The sequence below is a fragment of the Devosia sp. RR2S18 genome (assembly GCF_030177755.1).
In the GTDB taxonomy this organism is placed as follows: Bacteria; Pseudomonadota; Alphaproteobacteria; order Rhizobiales; family Devosiaceae; genus Devosia; species Devosia rhizosphaerae.
Map to the genome: position 1 here is coordinate 3,007,501 of NZ_CP126539.1, position 19,066 is coordinate 3,026,566.

The 19,066-nt window shown below is 61.1% G+C and carries 18 protein-coding genes; 12 read left to right on the top strand and 6 right to left on the bottom strand.

The features are described 5' to 3' along the window. Positions 1-162 precede the first annotated feature (162 nt). The 6 genes from ectA (at position 163) to QOV41_RS14860 (ending at position 5,263) form a co-directional block, all read left to right on the top strand. Complete coding sequence (ectA, locus tag QOV41_RS14835) at positions 163-720, top strand: diaminobutyrate acetyltransferase (protein WP_284577562.1); 558 nt, start codon at positions 163-165, stop codon at positions 718-720. 53 nt (positions 721-773) lie between these two features. Further along, entirely contained in the window at positions 774-2,048 is a 1,275-nt protein-coding gene (ectB, locus tag QOV41_RS14840) for a diaminobutyrate--2-oxoglutarate transaminase (RefSeq protein WP_284577563.1), read from the top strand. An 11-nt stretch (positions 2,049-2,059) separates the two neighbouring features. After that, positions 2,060-2,458, top strand: coding sequence for an ectoine synthase (locus tag QOV41_RS14845; protein WP_284577564.1), 399 nt, complete (start codon positions 2,060-2,062; stop codon positions 2,456-2,458). A gap of 21 nt (positions 2,459-2,479) precedes the next feature. Then, on the top strand, positions 2,480-3,403 hold the full coding sequence (gene thpD / locus QOV41_RS14850) for an ectoine hydroxylase (RefSeq protein WP_284577565.1): 924 nt from the start codon (positions 2,480-2,482) through the stop codon (positions 3,401-3,403). 93 nt (positions 3,404-3,496) lie between these two features. Next, the gene (locus QOV41_RS14855; RefSeq protein WP_284577566.1) at positions 3,497-4,945 is read left to right on the top strand and encodes an aspartate kinase; all 1,449 of its coding nucleotides are present in this window, start codon (positions 3,497-3,499) and stop codon (positions 4,943-4,945) included. A gap of 105 nt (positions 4,946-5,050) precedes the next feature. Next, entirely contained in the window at positions 5,051-5,263 is a 213-nt protein-coding gene (locus QOV41_RS14860) for a hypothetical protein (protein ID WP_284577567.1), read from the top strand. A gap of 21 nt (positions 5,264-5,284) precedes the next feature. On the opposite strand, the gene QOV41_RS14865 is transcribed toward QOV41_RS14860, so the two are convergent. The 3 genes from QOV41_RS14865 to QOV41_RS14875 all read right to left on the bottom strand — a co-directional run bounded on the left by QOV41_RS14865 (position 5,285) and on the right by QOV41_RS14875 (position 8,748). After that, the gene (locus QOV41_RS14865) at positions 5,285-6,382 is read right to left on the bottom strand and encodes a M24 family metallopeptidase (RefSeq protein WP_284577569.1); all 1,098 of its coding nucleotides are present in this window, start codon (positions 6,380-6,382) and stop codon (positions 5,285-5,287) included. 105 nt (positions 6,383-6,487) lie between these two features. Then, on the bottom strand, positions 6,488-8,071 hold the full coding sequence (locus QOV41_RS14870) for an ABC transporter substrate-binding protein (protein WP_284577571.1): 1,584 nt from the start codon (positions 8,069-8,071) through the stop codon (positions 6,488-6,490). Then, the gene (locus QOV41_RS14875) at positions 8,071-8,748 is read right to left on the bottom strand and encodes a helix-turn-helix domain-containing protein (RefSeq protein ID WP_284577572.1); all 678 of its coding nucleotides are present in this window, start codon (positions 8,746-8,748) and stop codon (positions 8,071-8,073) included. Before QOV41_RS14875 ends, QOV41_RS14870 begins: the two co-directional genes overlap by 1 nt. A gap of 222 nt (positions 8,749-8,970) precedes the next feature. Here QOV41_RS14875 and QOV41_RS14880 point away from each other — a divergent pair, with 222 nt between their 5' ends. The 5 genes from QOV41_RS14880 to QOV41_RS14900 are packed head-to-tail and all read left to right on the top strand — an operon-like array spanning position 8,971 to position 12,929. After that, positions 8,971-9,951: an ABC transporter permease gene (locus QOV41_RS14880; protein ID WP_284581345.1), complete on the top strand. Its 981-nt coding sequence runs from the start codon at positions 8,971-8,973 to the stop codon at positions 9,949-9,951. Then, on the top strand, positions 9,948-10,847 hold the full coding sequence (locus tag QOV41_RS14885; protein ID WP_284577573.1) for an ABC transporter permease: 900 nt from the start codon (positions 9,948-9,950) through the stop codon (positions 10,845-10,847). Before QOV41_RS14880 ends, QOV41_RS14885 begins: the two co-directional genes overlap by 4 nt. Then, entirely contained in the window at positions 10,847-11,680 is an 834-nt protein-coding gene (locus tag QOV41_RS14890; protein ID WP_284577575.1) for an ABC transporter ATP-binding protein, read from the top strand. The genes QOV41_RS14885 and QOV41_RS14890 overlap by 1 nt, the downstream gene beginning before the upstream one ends. After that, positions 11,677-12,426 carry an ABC transporter ATP-binding protein gene (locus QOV41_RS14895; RefSeq protein WP_284577576.1) on the top strand — a complete coding sequence of 250 codons (750 nt, stop codon included), beginning with the start codon at positions 11,677-11,679 and terminating at the stop codon, positions 12,424-12,426. The genes QOV41_RS14890 and QOV41_RS14895 overlap by 4 nt, the downstream gene beginning before the upstream one ends. 11 nt (positions 12,427-12,437) lie before the next feature. Continuing rightward, the gene (locus tag QOV41_RS14900) at positions 12,438-12,929 is read left to right on the top strand and encodes a GAF domain-containing protein (protein WP_284577577.1); all 492 of its coding nucleotides are present in this window, start codon (positions 12,438-12,440) and stop codon (positions 12,927-12,929) included. Positions 12,930-12,994: 65 nt separating this feature from the next. On the opposite strand, the gene putA is transcribed toward QOV41_RS14900, so the two are convergent. After that, positions 12,995-16,384, bottom strand: a complete 3,390-nt coding sequence (gene putA / locus QOV41_RS14905) for a bifunctional proline dehydrogenase/L-glutamate gamma-semialdehyde dehydrogenase PutA (protein WP_284577579.1) — start codon at positions 16,382-16,384, stop codon at positions 12,995-12,997. Between the two features lie 136 nt (positions 16,385-16,520). Between putA and QOV41_RS14910 the strand changes: the two genes are divergently transcribed. Further along, positions 16,521-16,997 (top strand): Lrp/AsnC family transcriptional regulator, encoded by a 477-nt coding sequence (locus QOV41_RS14910; protein ID WP_284577581.1) that lies wholly within the window; start codon positions 16,521-16,523, stop codon positions 16,995-16,997. Here QOV41_RS14910 and fghA read toward each other — a convergent pair. Together fghA and QOV41_RS14920 are read right to left on the bottom strand one after the other, a co-directional pair. Next, complete coding sequence (fghA, locus tag QOV41_RS14915; protein WP_284577583.1) at positions 16,994-17,824, bottom strand: S-formylglutathione hydrolase; 831 nt, start codon at positions 17,822-17,824, stop codon at positions 16,994-16,996. The two genes, QOV41_RS14910 and fghA, sit on opposite strands and share 4 nt — an antisense overlap. A gap of 8 nt (positions 17,825-17,832) precedes the next feature. Continuing rightward, complete coding sequence (locus QOV41_RS14920; protein ID WP_284577584.1) at positions 17,833-18,960, bottom strand: S-(hydroxymethyl)glutathione dehydrogenase/class III alcohol dehydrogenase; 1,128 nt, start codon at positions 18,958-18,960, stop codon at positions 17,833-17,835. Positions 18,961-19,066 lie beyond the last annotated feature (106 nt).

The following is a 19,066-nucleotide window of genomic DNA, read 5'->3' on the forward strand; positions in this document are numbered from 1 at the left end:
CCCCGATTCTCATCAGCGCCTAGTGTCACCAAATCTCCACATAGCCAGCAACCGCCCGGCCTGCCGACGTTAGCGCCTCACCCACAGAGTGCAACAACTCCCCGCCTGTTGACATTTAGTTATAACGAGCTAACTAATTGGTGCAACGAAAGCGGAGGGAGCATGCAATTGGCAGCCCAGGCAGACGGTACACCGAACAAGGCCAACGATTCTCTCGTGCTGCGCCCGCCGCGCCCGGAGGATGGTGCCAGGGTGTGGCAATTGGTGCATGAGACGGCTAGCCTCGATGATAACTCAATGTACTGTAATCTGCTGCAATGCAGCCATTTTGCAGGCACTTGTGCTATCGCCGAACTCAATGGCGCCGTGGCTGGGTGGGTGTCGGGCTACGTGCCGCCTGAGGCTCCTGATACTCTCTTTATCTGGCAGGTTTGCGTCGCCGAGCACGCCCGCGGCCGTGGGCTTGCCAGGCAGCTGATCGGTTCGGTCTTGACGCGCCCTGCCTGCGAGAATGTTTCGAATCTTCAAAGCACCATCACCGACGGCAACGCCGCCTCCTGGGCATTGTTCGGGTCATTAGCCAAATCCTTGGGCGCGACACTCGGCCGTCAGCCGCACTTCGAGCGCGAAGGACATTTCGGCGGCCAATACGACACCGAACACCTAGTGACCATTGGCCCCTTCTCCAAAGGCGGCCTGCCGGTGCGCAACGCCGCCTGATCGCCCTCCCATTCTCTTTGAAAGCTTAGCCGTCCCTAAGGAGGCAAACCCCTATGACTGACCAGATTGCAACATTCGACCGCGTGGAGAGCCAGGTTCGTTCCTATTCGCGCAGCTTCCCCAAGCTCTTCAACAAGGCGCAGGGCGCCACGATCTTCGATGACGAAGGCACTGCCTATACGGACTTCCTTGCGGGGTGCTCGTCGCTCAACTACGGGCACAACGATCCGGACCTCAAGGCAGCGTTGATCGACTATATCAGCGAGGACGGCATCGCTCATGGCCTCGACATGTTCACCGATGCCAAGGAGCAATTCCTCGAAGCTTTCGAGCGTCTGATCCTCAAGCCACGCGGTATGGACTATCGCGTGCAGTTCACCGGCCCTACCGGAGCCAATGCGGTAGAAGCGGCTATCAAACTGGCGCGCAAGGTAACCGGCCGCACCAATGTGATCTCCTTCACCAATGGATTTCACGGGGTGACCCTTGGTGCTTTGGCAGCGACAGGCAATTCCGGGCACCGTGGTGGCGCCGGCATTCCACTTCACGGCGTGACCCGCGCGCCGTTCGACGGCTATTACGGCAAAGACATCAACACCGCGGAACTGCTCGACCAGCAATTGTCCGACCCGTCGGGCGGCATCGATGCACCGGCCGCGATCATCGTCGAGCCCGTTCAGGGTGAAGGTGGGCTCAACGTCGCTTCACAGGGCTGGCTCAAGAAGATCCAGGCCATCGCGAAAAAGCACGGTGCGCTCTTCATCATCGATGACATTCAGGCTGGTTGTGGCCGGACGGGGACATTTTTCTCCTTTGAGAAGTTCGGCCTGTCGCCCGATATTGTCACTATGGCGAAGTCGCTGTCGGGCATGGGGCTGCCCTTCGCAATCACACTGCTCAAGCCCCAGCATGACATCTGGAAGCCGGCCGAGCACAACGGTACTTTCCGCGGTAACAATCATGCCTTCGTTACGGCCCGGGCGGCGCTCGATAAGTTCTGGGCTGACGGCGCCTTCGAAACCGAACTCGCTGAGAAGGCTGAGTTCCTGCACCGGCGCCTGCGTTCCATCGCCAATGAGTACGGGCTGCGCGTCAAGGGGCGTGGCTTGATGGTCGGCATCGAGACCGACTCGGGTGAAACCGCCTCAGCCATTTGCAAGCTCTGCTTCGAGGACCGGCTGATCATCGAGACATCGGGCGCCCATGACGAGATCGTCAAAATCCTGGCGCCCCTCACCATCGACATGGACCAGTTCGCACGAGGCCTCGACATTCTCGAGAACGCCTTCGAGGCCGAACTCGGTGGCCAGCGCGCCGCCGCGGAATAAGGAAGCACGAGATGATCGTTCGTAATCTCAATGACGCCCGCAAGGGTGAGCGCCTCGTCAATTCCAACGGCTGGGACTCCACCAGACTGCTGCTCGCCGGCGATAATATGGGCTTCTCGTTCCACATCACCCGCATCCATGCGGGTACCAGCCACGAGTTCCACTACAAGCACCACTTCGAGAGCGTCTACTGCATCTCGGGTAATGGCGAGATCGAGGATCTAGCGACTGGCGAAGTCCACCAGATCGAGCCTGGCGTGATGTACGCGCTCAACCTCAATGACAAGCACCGGCTCACGGCCCGCGACGAGATGGTGATGGCCTGCTGCTTCAATCCGCCGGTGACGGGCACCGAAGTGCACCGCGAGGACGGCTCCTACGCGCCGGCAGAACTTGCAGAAACCGCTTAAGCCCCAGAGAGAGATCAACACATGTCACTCGCAACCAACCATATTGCCGACGACTATCCGACCCGCGGCAGCACCGAAACCTGGCTTGAGCGCAAGGATCCCGTATTCTGGGGCAACTGGACGCCGGAAGCGCCGTTGACCCGCGCCCAGGTCGAGAGCTTCGAGAAGAATGGCTTTCTCGTGCTCACCAACGTTTTCTCGGAGGTGGAGATCGCCAAGCTCAAGGATGAGTCGGCGCGCATCCGTTCCGGCGAGATCCAGCTGCAGGCCGACAACCTCATTACCGAGCCTGGGTCAAATGCAGTCCGCACCGTGTTTCGCCTTGATGAAGAGAGCACCATCTTCGACCGCCTCGCGCGGGACGAGAGGGTCGCCGGTCGCGTCAAGTTCCTGCTCGATGACGATCTCTACCTGCATCAGAGCCGGCTGAACTATAAGCCGGGCTTTACCGGCAAGGAGTTTTATTGGCACTCCGATTTCGAGACCTGGCATGCCGAGGATGGCATGCCACGCATGCGGGCCATTTCGGCTTCGATCCTTTTGACCGACAATGATGCGCTCAATGGTCCGCTGATGCTGATGCCCGGTTCGCACCAGCACTTCGTGTCTTGTGCAGGCGAGACGCCGGAGGATAATCATAAATCTTCGCTCAAGAAGCAGGAGATCGGTGTCCCCTCCCCCGACGCGCTAACCCAGATGGCTAACAAGTTCGGCATCGAATATGCTGCGGGCAAGGCAGGTACGGTGGTGCTCTTCGACTGCAACACCATGCACGGATCGAACGGCAACATCACGCCCTTCCCGCGCTCCAACGCGTTCTTTGTCTACAATTCGTGGTCCAATCGCGTGGTATCGCCGTTCGCCGCCAAGAAGCCGCGTCCACCCTTCCTGGCCTCACGCGATCCGAAGGCCCCGCTGGCCATCGAAGGCGGCAAGATCAGCTAAAGGCCGGCCCCTTGACATCCTCCTCCCCGCACGCGGGGAGGACCTTTGGCATGCCTTGCAATGCCCACGAGACACAAACCTCGGACTTGTATTTTGACCACCCCAGCCCACACAGTCGAAAAGATCGGCGGCACCTCCATGTCGCGCAGCCACGAACTGCTGGAGACGGTTCTCATCGGCGGCCGCTCTGCCGACACGCTCTACAACCGTGTCTTTGTTGTCTCGGCCTATGCTGGCATGACCAACAGCCTGCTCGAGCACAAAAAGACCGGAGAGCCGGGCGTCTATGCACTGTTTGCCAATGCGGAATCGGGTTGGCAATGGGGTGATGCGCTCTCGGCCGTTGCCAAGGAGATGGTGGAAAAGAATGCCGAAATCTTCGCCGATCCATCAAGCCGCGACTTGGCCGACAAGTTTATTCGCGAGCGGATCGAGGGCGTGCGCTCTTGTCTGATCGACCTGTCGCGGCTCTGTTCCTTCGGGCATTTCCAGCTGGCGTCACACCTGCTGACCGTGCGGGAGATGCTGTCTTCGTTGGGTGAAGCGCAGTCGGCCTACAACACTGCGCTGCTACTGCGGCAGCATGGGGTAAATGCCCGTTTCGTTGACCTCACCGGCTGGCGACAGGACGAGGAGCGGCCTCTCGACGAGCACATTCGCGCGCAGTTCGATGGCATTGACCTCGCCCGCGAGATGCCGATCGTCACCGGTTACGCCCAATGCATCGAGCAGTTAATGAAGACCTATGACCGTGGCTACTCCGAGGTGACATTGTCGCGAGTGGCGGTGGTGACCGGCGCTGCCGAAGCGATCATCCACAAGGAGTTCCACCTCTCCTCGGCCGATCCCAAGATTGTGGGCTCCGACCGGGTGCGGGTGATCGGTGAGACTAATTACGACGTGGCCGACCAGCTCTCGAATATGGGCATGGAGGCCATCCACCCCCGCGCGGCCAAGTCGTTGCGCCAAGCCGGTATTCCGCTGCGCGTCAAAAACGCCTTCGAGCCGGAGCATCCAGGCACTGTGATCCGTTCGGATTTGCCCGCACGCACGCCTGGCGCCGAGATCGTAACCGGCCTATCGGGTGTTTTCGCATTGCAGTTCCACGACCAGGATATGGTTGGGGTCAAGGGATATGACGCGAAGATCCTCGATGCGCTGACCCGGCATAAGGTCTGGATCATCTCCAAGACCTCCAACGCCAACACGATCACGCATTATCTCAAGGGATCAATGAAGGCCATCCGGCGGGTGGAGAGCGATCTGTCAGAAGCCTTCCCGACCTCGTCTATTGCCCTGCGCAAGCTTGCGATTGTGTCGGCGATTGGTCGCGACCTACGGGGTGCCGGGGTGCTCTCGCGCGCCATCGCCGCGCTTGACCATGCGGGGATCGAGCCCATCGGCATCACCGACATGATCCGCAAGGTCGACCTACAGGTGATGGTCGAAGAGGATCAGTTCGAGACGGCTATAGCGGCCCTGCACCAGGGCCTGGTAGAGGAACGGGTGGCCCGGCGGACCGAGATGAAACGCGTCGCGTAAGGCGCTCTATCCACAGAAAATTCAATTCAGAAACTTTGCTTAAAGTGCCACTGGAACAAAATGCGCGCGCGGTGTCTTAGTGCACAGGCAGAGCGAGTCGCGACCATGCAAGACCAAGCTTACTCCGACAACGGCCTTCTCAAGACGATTGGCCGCATAGAACAGTGCCTCGGCGCCCTGCAGCCCAACCGTGCCGCAGAGATCCGCTTGCGCATGAAGATCGAAGAGGCGCTCGAGACCGGATACGAGATCGCCTATGCCCGCAAGGATACGGACAGCAGCAATGTCAGCAACGTGATCCCGTTCCCCGGCAGGTGAACCGGACCAGTGGTTTGATGTCTAAGCGGATACCGTTGTTCTCGGCATCTCTGATAGGACTTCCGCCACCCCGTTGCGGATGATGACAATCTCCTCAAGGCGCAGCCCGAACCGACCCTGGAGGTAAATCCCAGGCTCGATCGAAAACACCATGCCTTCATCCAACACCGTCTCACTGCTGGCGGTGATGTAGGGGGCTTCGTGGATGTCGACGCCCAAGCCGTGGCCGGTACGGTGGAGGAAATTGGGGCCATAGCCGGCCGCGGTGATGATGTCGCGGGCGGCTTTGTCCACCACACTCGCCGGCACACCCGGCTTGGCGGCCTTAATCGCCGCATTAACGGCCCGCTCCAGTATCGAATGAACCTCCTGGTAGCCTTTGGGCGCCGAGCCAAGATAGCCCACACGCGTCATATCCGAGGGATACCCGCCAATACGGCCGCCAGTGTCGATCAGCACCGCGTCGCCGGGTGCCAACTTGGTGTTGCCGGTGTGGTGATGGGGAAAGGCGCCGTTTGCACCGAAGCAGACGCTGCAGAACTCGGTGGTGGCGCCGTTGGCCTTATAGAAGTCGCGGATAACGGTGGCGACTTCCGTTTCAGTGATGCCGGGACGTAGTGCGGCAAAGCCCGCTTCCATGGCGCGGTCATTGAGCAGAGCACTCGCCTTGAGCCGCTCATATTCGTCCGCATCTTTGCGTGAGCGGAGATAGCCGACCGTATCCTCGGTAAACCGGCGGGAAGCGCCGGGAAGCGCATCGAGCAGCAGTAGCGCAAAATCGGCGCGCATGGTTTCGTCAAGCACGATGGAAGGACTGATGCGAGGCACGCCCGCCGCGTCGATCAGTTCCTCGAGCGCCGGCTGCGGCCCGTCGGCGTCGGCCCACGGAAAGAAAGGAAGATCGGTGTGCTGGCGCGCACTGTCGACATTGAGCGCGGGCATAAGGATTCCAGCAAAGCTCTGGCTCACCAGCAGCAAGACGGGACGCTCATCGCCATGCGGCGAGAGGTCAGCGAGCCAAAGCATATGGCTCGAGGGGCCGATGGCGACGAGATCGGTACCGGTAGCTTCCATGCGGGCGCGCAGATTTGCCATGCGCGTGGAGAGATGGGCGTTCATGTTTGGCTCGAAAGAGAATGCTGGTCGGAAGAGTGGAGGAGCCGAGCCCGAGGGACCAACCCGGCTCCCCTGCGGCGGCGGTCAGGTGCCACCGCTGTCTGGCGCCTAGTCCTTGGTGACGAGGCGATAGTAGACGAAGTCCGAAGTGGCGCCGTTCACATAGCCTTCGACGTTCTCGGCCATGGCGACCTGCGACTCGGCCTGGAACATGATGACGATGGGCGAGCTTTCCTGAACCTTCTGCTGCAGCTCGACATACATCTCGTTGCGCTTCTCGGCATCTGGCTCGGCCAAAGCCGCCATCGTCATCTCGTTCAGTTCGGCGGGAACTTCCCAGCTGTTCCGCCATGTGGTGGTCGCCTGATAGTTGTCATCGGAATTATCCGAATTATAGGCGAACGCCTTGGCGTTGGAGTGCGGATCCATGAAATCCGGGCCCCAATAGAGAAGCATGGCTTCGTGCGCCCGCTCCCGATACTTGGTGATGACCTGAGCGCCAGTTCCTGGGACGATCTCAAAGTTAATCCCCGCCTCGGCGAAGCTGGCCTGCAGTGACTGGGCTATATCGGTGAAGGGCGTGGAGTTGATCACATCGAGGGTGACCTCGATCGGCGTCGTGATGCCCGCCTCTTCGAGGATCTGCTTAGCCTTCTCCAGATCGTAGCTATAGGGCGTCTCGTCATAGGAACCTGGAAAACCTTTGGGCCAGAAGGCCTGATGCTTCTCCATCTGCCCGGCGAGGAAGGACTGCGTCATGCCGTCGTAGTCCACGAGGTAGCGGGCAGCTTCCCACACAGCTGGTGGCGTAAGTTCGTCCGTCTTTTGGTTGAACGATAGGAAGTGGACCGCCGCCTGAGGGTAAGCCTCCACCTTGATTGGTGCTGCCAGGCCGCCGATCTGATCGGGAGTCAGGTTCTTGGCCATATCAACGTCGCCCGACGTCAGCAGGAGCTGCTGGGTAGCGGCTTCGGCAACATGGCGGATCAGCACCTGCTTCATGGCGGGGGCGCCACGGAAGTAGTTCTCATTGGCACTCATGCGCACGAATTCGGCCGGACGATAGTCGGTCAGAACGAACGGGCCGGAACCCGCAGAATTCGTGTTGAGCCAGGTGTTGCCCAAGTCGCCGTCGACCTCGTGCTCCATAACCAGAGCCTCGTCGACAATGGAGGCCGGGCGCGCTGCCAGCACGTTCAGCACGAAGCCCGAGGCGAAGTCACCCTCCCAACGAACGGTGACTGTGTCGCCGTCGACCGTTACCATCTCCTCGATATTCTCCGGCGTCCAGCCAAGCTGGGTCAGGATGAAAGCGGGGGTGAGGTTGAGATCGACGACACGCTTGAACGAGAAGAGCACGTCTTCGGGGCGAACCGGATTGCCCGACGCGAAGTTGGTGTCGCGGAGTGTGAAGGTGATCGACTTTGCCTCTTCATCGATCGTCCAGTCTTCGGCGAGGCCGCCGACCAGCTGTGTAGTATCCTCAGCTTCATACTGCACCAGACGGTCATAGAGATTGGTATTGATCTCCCCCGCGGTAAACTCATAGGCCTGCGCTGGATCAAGCGCGACGATGTCGTCAATGTTCTGGGCGATCACCAGTGCATCGGCGGGGGTGGCGGCATAGGCTGCCCCGGCCGCGAGCGGCAGGGTCAGTGCAGTAGCCAGAAGGGCTGCGCGAAAATGCTTCATCAGCGTTTCTCCATTGGTTTGACCATTTTCTTATTCTTGGCCGGTTTTGGGGTGCCGGTTTTTACCTTGTCTGGTAGCTGGCGCGTGGGCCGAGCCGTCGAGCGGAACAAAGCGAGCGTGCCGGTCCAAAGCAGGCGCGCTGGCTGATCGGTGTGATTGGACCACGAATGGGGGCGATTGCCGCGGAAATGCAAACTGTCGCCGGCGTTCATCACCATATCCTCGCCGTCGAGGCGCTGCATGATGGAACCCTCAAGCACGAAGAGGATCTCCTCGCCCTCGTGCGCGACAGTTTCCGAGCGGTAGCCCGGCGGCACTGTCATTACGAAACTGCTGAGCTGATTGCCAGGGAAGTCAGCCCCGAGCCGCTCGTAGATCATCGATGAGCCATCCACCGAGAAGCGGTTGCGTTCACTGGCCCGGGTCAGTGCGGTGTGGGTGGCCGGCGCGGCGATGAAGTAATCGATGCTGACGCCAAGCGCTCGCGCGATCTGCGCCAGCGTGCCCAGTGAGGGCGTAGCGTGATCCCGCTCTACCTGGCTCAGATAGCCCACCGAAACCTCTGCAGACTCTCCCAAATCCATCAGGGTCATCTGCTGCTGGCGGCGACGCGCACGGATCAGCGCACCCACTTTGGGATGCCCCTCCTCTGCTTTCATCGCCGGTACTGCCGCCATGCCTGCCACCAAAATTTTTTTGATCTAACCAAACTTTCTTGTAAGGTGAAAGCGAAATCTCAAGAGCTTGATACCGCACAGGAGAGTCATTCCGTGCGCGTAACTCTTTGTTTCGCCAAAGGAATGTAGTTGACGCTCGAACCACAAACCAGTGTCTCCGTTGCGCCCTCCGCCTACCGTGCTCGCCGCTGGGGGCGCCGGTTTTCTGCCGTTGCATGGTTCGTGGTGACTGTTTTTCTGACCTTTCTCGGTCTCCTTGCGATTACCTTCTTCATCGGCCGCGTCATTCCCATCGATCCCGTGCTGGCGGTGGTCGGTGATCGCGCGCCCCAGGCCGTCTATGATGCCACCCGCGAGGCGATGGGCCTCAACCAGCCGCTACCGATCCAGTTCATCGGCTATGTCGGCAGCGTCTTGACGGGAGACCTCGGGCAGTCGGTTTCCACTGGGCGTCCGGTCGTCGAGGATTTGGCGCGGTTCTTCCCCGCCACCCTGGAGATGGCCACCATCGGCATCCTGATCGGGGTCGCGCTCGGCGTGCCGTTGGGTGTGACGGCTGCGGCGCGGCAGGGGTCGATCACCGATCAGGTCATCCGGGTTGTGGGCCTGCTGGGCTATTCCATGCCGGCGTTCTGGCTTGGCCTGGTCGGCCTCGCGCTCTTCTACGCCCAACTGCAATGGGTCGCCGGGCCAGGACGCCTCGACATCTTCTACGACGGGCTGGTAGCGCAGGTGACTGGTCTGATCCTGATCGACAGCCTTATCGCCGGCGAGATCGACATCTTCTGGAATGCCCTGCATCACCTAATTCTGCCGGCATCGGTGCTGGGCTTTTTTAGCCTGGCCTATATCGCCCGCATGACGCGCAGCTTCATGCTCGACCAGCTGGGGCAGGAGTTCGTCACCACCGCCCGCGTCAAGGGGGTGCCGGAGCGGGTGGTGATCTGGCGCCATGCCTTTAAGCCCATCCGCGTGCCGCTGATCACCGTGATCGGCCTTTCCTATGCCGGCCTGCTCGAGGGCTCGGTGATGATCGAAACTGTTTTCAGCTGGCCCGGCATCGGCAATTATCTGACCACCGCCCTGCTCAATGCCGACATGAACGCCGTGCTCGGCGCTACGCTGGTGATCGGTGCTGTCTTCATCTTCATCAATAAGGTCTCCGATGTGCTTTATCGGGTTCTGGATCCGAGGGCGGCATGACCACGCGTGACTGGCTGCTCGCCGACTCCCCTTCCTCCCGCTGGCAGGCCAATGCAGGCCGCGCCTATCGCGTTTTCACGGCGCTCTTGCGCAACCCGCTTTCGGTGCTGGGCGGGCTCATCATCCTTGTCCTGGTGCTGACGGCTCTGTTTGCGCCGTGGCTGGCGCCCTATTCGGCAACGGGACAGAACCTCTCCGCCCGCCTTCTGCCCCCTTCAGCCGACCACTGGATGGGCACGGACGAGCTTGGCCGGGACATCTTCTCGCGGGTCATCTGGGGCAGCCAGATCACCCTCACCATCGTCGCACTTGTGGCCCTGATCTCGGCGCCCCTGGGTCTCCTGGTCGGTGCCGTTTCGGGCTTTTTCGGCGGCTGGATCGACCGCGTGCTGATGGGGTTTACAGACATCTTCCTGTCCATGCCCAAGCTGATCCTAGCGCTTGCCTTTGTTGCGGCGCTTGGTCCCGGCATCAACAACGCCATCATCGCCATCGCGATCACCAGTTGGCCCGCTTATGCGCGCATCGCTCGCGCCGAGACGCTGACCATCCGCAATTCCGAGTTCATTGCCGCGGTGCAGCTGGCCGGCGCCAACCCGGTGCGCATCATCGTGCAGCACATCCTGCCGCTCTGCACGAGTTCCATGATCATCCGCGTCACGCTTGATATGGCCGGGGTCATCCTGACGGCTGCCGGATTGGGTTTCATCGGCCTTGGCGCCCAGCCACCATTGCCCGAGTGGGGCGCCATGATCTCGCGCGGCCGCACCTTCATCCTCGATCAATGGTGGGTCGCGACCATGCCGGGCTTCGCCATTATACTGGTGAGCCTGGGCTTCTGTTTCCTCGGTGACGGGCTGCGCGACGTGCTCGATCCAAAAAGCGAGGGGAAGTGATGAGCACCCTTCTCGACGTCGAAAACCTCCGCGTCAGCTTCCCCGCCCATCAGGGGCGAGTCGAGGTGGTGAAGGGAATATCCTTCTCCCTCCGCCATGAGCGCCTGGGCATTGTCGGCGAGAGCGGCTCGGGCAAGTCGATGACCGGCCGCGCCATTCTCAAGCTCATCCGCAAGCCCGGGCTGGTGACCGCCGACCGCCTCGCCTTTCATGGCGTTCCCATTCTCGAGCAGAGCGAAAAGCAGATGCGCGCCATTCGCGGCGCCCGCATCTCCATGGTCATGCAGGACCCCAAGTTCTCGCTCAATCCGGTGATGACCGTGGGCGAGCAGATCGCCGAAGCCCTGGTGACACATCGCAAGCTTGGCCGCCGCGAGGTCCAGGAGCGCATCCTTTCCATGCTCGAGGCGGTCCGCATCAACGATCCCAAGCGCGTCGCCGCCCTTTACCCCCATGAAGTCTCGGGCGGCATGGGGCAGCGCGTCATGATCGCCATGATGCTCATCCCCGAACCTGAACTGCTGATAGCCGACGAGCCGACCTCGGCGCTCGACGTCTCCGTGCAGGCGCAGGTGCTCGACATTATCGATGATCTCGTTAGCCAGAAAGGGATGGGGCTGATCCTAATCAGCCACGATCTCAATCTGGTCAGCCGCTATTGCGACCGCATCCTCGTCATGAACGCAGGGCGCGTGGTAGAGGAAAGTGCCGCCGGGCAGTTGGAACATGCACAGCACCCCTATACGCGTGGGCTCCTCGCCGCCATGCCCACCATAGACGAGGCGCGAGACGAACTGCCGGTGCTCGACCGTACGCAATGGGCGGGCACATGAACGCGATCACACTCGAAAGCCTCGACATCTCCTACGGCGACACCAAGGTCGTTCACGAGGTCGGCTTTTCCGTCGCCGAAGGGGAGAGCTTTGCCCTCGTTGGCGAAAGCGGCTCTGGCAAGTCCACCATTCTGCGCGCCATTGCGGGGCTGGCTCCCGATTGGGAAGGAACGATTGAAGTTCTTGGCCGCGCCCGCAGCCATGGCGTGGACCGGACCGTCTCCCGTCAGGTGCAGATGGTCTTCCAGGATCCCTACGGATCGCTCCATCCGCGCAAGACCATTGATGCAACGCTAAGCGAACCGCTTGCAATCCACGGCATCGGCAATCGCGGTGACCGCGTGGAGGCGATGCTGGCGGCTGTGGGGTTGGACCAGCGCTTCCGATTCCGGTTCTCGCATCAGCTGTCCGGCGGCCAGCGCCAGCGCGTCGCCATCGCTCGGGCATTGATGCTCGAGCCCAAGGTGCTGCTGCTCGACGAGCCCACCTCGGCGCTCGACGTTTCGGTACAAGCCGAAATCCTCAACCTGCTCAAGCGCCTCCGCCGGGAACAGGGCCTTACCTATTTGCTCGTCACGCACAATCTGCCGGTGGTGAGCTTCCTCTGCGACCGCTTGGCTGTAATGCGGCACGGGCGGATCGTCGAGATCGCCTCGGTCGAACAACTCAAGGGCGGCGATCTGCGCGCACCCTATTCGAAAGAACTGTTGGCTGCCTCCGACGGGCGCGCCAGCGTCATCGCTTAAGGAACATTTGGATGACTGACTATTTCGCCGCCATCACGGCGTTCGATGCCGCAATTGGCCAGGCCGCGGGGGCGGACCAGGCTTTCGCGGCTCTACAGCGGCTAGCCGAAGCTACCGTGGGCGTAAAGCTCTTCACCTTCATGACTGTCGATATGGAGAATGAAGTCGCAAGACGGGCCTATACCAGCGACCCTGCGAACTACCCCACCTCAGGGACCAAGCCGATCCGCTACGACAGCTGGTTCGACATCGTCCACAAGGAGCGGCAGTATTTCGTCGCCAACACTATCGCCGACATCGCCAAGGTGTTCCCGGATTACGAGTTGATCGACTCCCTAGGCTGCCAGTCGGTGGTCAATATGCCGGTCGAGATCGGCGGCGAACTGGTCGGCACCGTCAACATGCTGCATGATGACGGCTACTACACGCCCGAGCGGGTCGATCTAATCCGCGAAGTGCTCGCCGTCCCGGCGAAGCTTGCTGCCGTGCTGGCGCGCGGCTAAGCCGCTCGTAGACAAGTAATATAAGAAGCCCGCAGGTGTGCCTGCGGGCTTCTTGGCCTCTGCTCTCAGCCTGCTTGTGCGAGAAGGCTGGCATTGCCACCAGCTGCCGTCGTGTCGATGCAAACATGGCGCTCGAGTCTTAGCCGCTCCCCCTCGGATTGGTCGGTGATGAGCGGCAAGAGCACACCTTGTCGGTTGGCAAGTGCCACACGTACCTGGCGAAGCATCGCATCGTCACCGAAGCAGGCAACAATATCGAAGCCAGTGCCATTTGTCAGGGTTCCGAGATCGACCACGCCGGAGACCACCGTGCACCCTGCCGCCTCGGCCATGGCGCGTTGCTTTTCCCGATCAGCTTCTGTTGGGCCAAGGCAAAGCAGAGCCCCTCGAGGCGCGGAATGGAGAACATTGCTCTCCCCGGTCGGGCCAGGAAGTGGGAGCGGCTCGCTACTTACCATGCTGCCGGCTGCGGTGAACCGCGGCAGATAATGCGGCCCGCCAGCCTTGGGACCGGTGCCGGAAAGACCTTCGCCACCAAACGGCTGGGAGCCCACCACCGCCCCGATCTGGTTGCGGTTGACGTATATATTGCCCACGCGCATGGCAGCCGAGACCTTGCGGACGCGTGAGGAAATGCGCGTATGCAGGCCGAAAGTTAGGCCGTAGCCAGACAGGTTTATGGCCGCGATCACCTCTTCAAGCTGATCCGCTGCAAAGGTCGCGACATGCAGCACTGGCCCAAAGATCTCTTCGGGAATGGCTTGGATACCGGCCACACGGAGCACGGTAGGTGCGACGAAAGTACCCGAGGTCGGGACCTGCAGCTGATGCACGATCTTGTCCGAATTGGCCTCAACATAGCCCTGGATCTTAGCTCGAGCAGGTTCATCAATGATGGGACCGATATCGATGGCGAGCTGCCACGGATCGCCCAGCCGCAATTCATCCATTGCGCCTTTGAGCATTAGGAGGGTGCGCTCGGCCGCATCCTCCTGCACATAGAGAATGCGGAGCGCAGAGCACCTTTGACCCGCCGACTGAAAGGCAGATGCAATTATGTCCCGGACCGCCTGCTCTGGCAGCGCGGTGGAATCGACGATCATGGCATTGAGCCCACCGGTTTCGGCGATCAGTGGCGCTCGCGGCGATACATTTTCCGCCATCGCCTGCTCGATCCGGCGCGCGGTCGGCAGCGAGCCGGTGAAGGCGACGCCTGCAATGCGCGGGTCCGAGGTCAGGGCCGTGCCCACCTCACCAGCGCCGGGTAGCAGCTGCAGGGCATCGCGGGGAATGCCCGCCTCTTGCATGAGCTCAACGGCAAGTGCTGCAATAAGCGGCGTTTGCGGTGCGGGCTTGGCCAAGACCGGGTTGCCGGTCACGAGGGCAGCTGCGATCTGCCCAGTGAAGATGGCCAGAGGAAAGTTCCAGGGCGAGATAGCAACGAATGGGCCGCGCGGTGTCGCCAGATCCTGCCGCTCGGCTTCCGCCGCATAGTAGCGGAGGAAGTCCACCGCCTCGCGGACCTCCGCCACAGCGTCTGCCCAGGTCTTGCCGGCCTCCCGCGCCAGCAGGGCAAATAGTTCGGCGCTGTTGGCTTCGTAGAGGTCCGCTACCTCCCGCAGGAGCGCGGCTCGTGTTTCCACTGGAGTCTGGGGCCAGTTGGAGGCAGCAGCACTGGCGATGGCAGCCTTTACTTCTTCTCGTGTGGCATGGACCACACTGCCGATCCGATCTGTAGCATCTGCAGGATTGCGGAGCTCCAAAGCATCCTGCTGGCTCGCTGAGCTCGGCAAGCTGTCGGCGAGCATCGGCTTAGCTTGCCACCGCTCAGTACGGAAGGCTGCCCTTGCAGCCTCCATGGCGCCGAACGCAATAGGGTCCGTCAGGTCGAGGCCGGCAGAGTTTCGCCGGCCCGCAAACATGTCGGCTGGCGCATAGATTGCGGGGTTGGGCAAGCCGTCCCCAAGGGCCAGGAGCTTGCCGATTGGGTCCTCGGCGACCGTAGCTGCCGGGATATCCTCATCGGCTATCTGGTAGACAAAGGAGCCATTGGCGCCATTCTCCAAAAGCCGCCGCACGAGGTAGGCGAGCAGGTCCTTATGGGCTCCAACTGGCGCATAGATGCGGGTACGCGTGCCATGCTTCTTCCCGAGGACCTCATGGAGGCGCTCGCCCATGCCATGGAGGCGCTGGAACTCGAAGCTGTCGGCCCCCCTTCCTGCCACCTCAGCCAAATGCAGCACAGCGGCTGCAGTGTGGGCATTGTGGGTCGCAAATTGCGGGTAGAGGCGCCCGGCAGCGAAGAGCCGGCGCGCGGCGGCGATATAGCTGACGTCCGTCGCCGCCTTGCGCGTGAACACGGGGTAGCCGGGAAGCCCAAGCACTTGGGCGCGCTTGATTTCGGCATCCCAGTAGGCGCCTTTGACCAGGCGAACCATGATGCGTCGGTCGAGGGCCTCAGCGGTTGCCTGAAGCCAGTCGACCAGGGGGAGGATGCGCTTGCCATAGGCCTGAATGACCACCCCGAAGCCATCCCAACCGGCGAGTTCGGGGCTCGCTAGCACCGCCTCAATTACCTCAAGGGACAGGTCGAGCCGGTCAGCTTCCTCGGCATCGATGTTGAAGCCCATATTGGCCTTCCTCGCCGCGAGCGCCAACTGGCGTGTCGCTTCGAACAATTCCGTCAGTACGCGGTCGCGCTGGGCGTATTCATATCGCGGGTGCAAGGCGGAGAGCTTGACTGAAATGCCGGGATTGTCGCGCACGGCCGGAGCGGTGCATCGCGGCGCGAGCGTGGCGATAGCCCGCCTATAAGCATCGAAGTAGCGGACTGCGTCGTCACTAGTCCGCGCCGCTTCACCCAGCATGTCGTAGGAATAACGGTAGCCCGCGGCTTCTGGCTTGCGCGCATTAGCAATCGCCTCATCGATGGTGCGCCCAAAGACGAACTGGCTACCCAGCAGCCGCATCGCCTGCCGTACCGCGCTGCGGATCACCGGCTCGCCCAGGCGGGCCACAGCGCGATGAAGGGCGTTCTTAGGCCCCACTTCTGCGTCGCCAAGCACATCCGCCGTTAGGCTCAGCGCCCAGGAGGAGAAGTTCACCAGCTGGTGCGGGGAGGCACCAAAGTGACTGGTCCAGTCCGAGCCGGCGACCTTGTCGTGGATCAGCGCGTCGATGGTTTCGGCATCCGGCACCCGTAACAGCGCCTCGGCGAGCGACATCAACGCCACACCTTCATCGGTGGCCAGACCGTACTCGCTGAGAAAGCTCTCCATGAGCCCGAGGCGGTTGCCCGACCTAACCTCCTCCACCAGCCGCTCGGCGCGCTGGGAGATGGTGGTCCGCTCCCCCTCTGGCAGTTTGGCTTGCTTGACCAAATCCCAGGCAAGTTGCGTTTCGTCGGAGTAAATGCAGGCGCGCAGTGCAGTTTTTGCCGTTAAGATTTCGTTCATCTTGGCTTCTCGATCGCCCCGGCAGCGGCCGGTCCAGCCGAAATAATAGCTTTGCTCTAAAAGTCTTTTCGGCCAATCTGGCACTCAGCTACGAGACTCTGACGCAATTTGGCGGCCTGAACTAAGCGAATCTCCTATGAAACTAGTCAGCCACGAGACACTCGATTCAATCGACCAGCGCATCCTCGCCGAACTGATGCGCGACGCCAGGATAAGCGTCGCAGAACTCAGCCGCCGGGTAAATCTTTCTAAGACGCCCTGCCAGGCGCGCATCACTCGGCTCGAGAAAGCGGGCTACATATTGGGTTACCGCGCGGTAATCGACCCGAAGAAACTAGGTCAACCCCATATCGCTTTTGTGGAAGTGAAGCTGTCTGACACCCGTGCTCCAGCACTTCAGGCCTTCAACAAGGCTGTCCGCGCCATCCCCGAAGTGGAGCAGGCACACATGATCGCCTCGAGCTTCGACTACCTGCTCAAGGTTCGAACCAAGGACATTGCTGACTACCGCGAGGTGCTGGGAGAAAAACTTTCTGCCCTGCCCCATGTGGCACACACTAGCACCCACGTTTCGATGGAGGCGGTAAAGGACGAAGGCGAAAGCCCCCGCTAGCGTAGTCGCTCCGCATGCCAGCGCAGATGATCATCCATGAAGGTCGAGATGAAGTTGTAGGAGTGATCATAGCCCTCCTGCATGCGTAGCGTGAGCCTTTGACCTGCTGTCTTGCAGGCCTCCTCGAAGCGCCAGGGCATCAGTCCGGTTTCAAGGAAACTGTCTGCTGTGCCCTGGTCGATCAAAAAGTCGTCAAACCGGCGCCCGTCTTCCACCAGCGCTGTGGCATCGTAGCGCCGCCAAGTAGTCTGATTGCCGAGATACTTCTCGAATGCCGGTTGGGACCAATCAGCGACCGAAGGCGCAACAATGGGCGCGAAGGCCGAACAAGACCGGAACCGGTCCGGATTGTTGAGCGCCATGATCATCGCGCCATGCCCACCCATGGAGTGGCCGAAGATGCCCTGCCGCGCCATATCGACGGGGAAATGCTCGGCGACGAGCGCCGGCAGCTCTTCGCCGATATAGGTGGCCATGCGGTAGTTGCTGGCGTAGGGCGCTTCAGTGGCATCTAGATAAAAGCCTGCGCCACAGCCGAACTTCCAATTGTCTGGTTCATCTGGCACGTCGGGACCGCGAGGACTGGTGTCGGGCAGGACGATAACAAGCCCGAGTTCGGCGGCAAGCTGGCGGTACTCGCCCTTGTCCATAGCGTTGGCATGGGTGCAGGTCAGGCCAGAGAGGTACCACAGCACCGGCAGTTTCTGACCGCGATTATGCGGCGGCACGAACACGGCAAAAGTCATCGGGCAGGCGCAGGCGGCAGACTGATGACGATAGACGCCCTGGATACCGCCATGAGCCTTGGATTGGCAGATAATCTCCATGCTCGGCCTCAGTAGAGCACGACGGAGCGGATGCTCTCGCCAGCGTGCATCAGGTCGAAACCCTTGTTGATGTCCTCCAGACGCAGCGTGTGCGTGACCATGGGATCGATCTCGATCTTGCCGCCCATATACCAATCAACAATCTTGGGCACGTCCGTGCGGCCGCGCGCACCGCCAAAGGCAGTGCCCATCCAAGTGCGGCCGGTCACGAGTTGGAACGGACGGGTTGAAATTTCCTGACCGGCGCCGGCGACGCCGATCACCACCGACTTGCCCCACCCGCGGTGACTGGCCTCGAGTGCCTGGCGCATCACCTTGGTGTTGCCGGTGCAATCAAAGGTGTAGTCGGCGCCCCCGATCTGGTCGATGCCACGCTTGGTCATGTTGACGATATGCTGGACGACATCTCCTTCAATCTCGGTTGGATTGATAAAGTGCGTCATTCCGAAGCGCTCACCCCAGGGCTTCTTGTCGTTGTTGATATCAACGCCAATGATCATGTCGGCGCCAGCCAAGCGCAGGCCCTGGATGACGTTAAGTCCGATGCCGCCAAGCCCGAAGACCACTGCTGTCGATCCGACCTCGACCTTGGCAGTATTGAGCACCGCGCCCACGCCTGTGGTAACACCGCAGCCGACATAGAAGACCTTGTCGAAGGGCGCTGCGGGATCGATCTTGGCGAGCGCGATCTCTGGCAGAACGGTATGATTAGCGAAGGTGGAGCAGCCCATGTAATGGTAGATCGGCTGCCCCTTGTAGGAGAAGCGTGTAGTGCCATCAGGCATCAGACCCTTTCCTTGAGTTGCGCGAATCGCGGTGCAAAGATTGGTCTTGCCCGAGAGGCAAGAGGCGCATTCGCGACACTCGGGGGTGTAGAGTGGGATCACGTGATCGCCCACTGCAACGCTGGTCACCCCCGCACCGACCTCGAGCACAACGCCCGCACCCTCGTGGCCCAGAATCGCGGGGAAAATGCCCTCGGGGTCTGCCCCCGACAGGGTAAACTCATCGGTATGGCAAATGCCGGTCGCCTTGATCTCGACCAGAACCTCGCCTGCCTTGGGGCCCTCCAGATCCACTTCGACTACCTCGAGCGGCTTGCCAGCCTCGAACGCTACGGCAGCGCGTGTCTTCATTTTTGCACCCTCGTCCTCAGGAATCTTGGTCACTGGTTTCGGGCGTAAAGCAAGATGTACGGCAAGTCGAGAAGCGCACGGGAAGCTAGCCTTGAGCAAAGCTCTA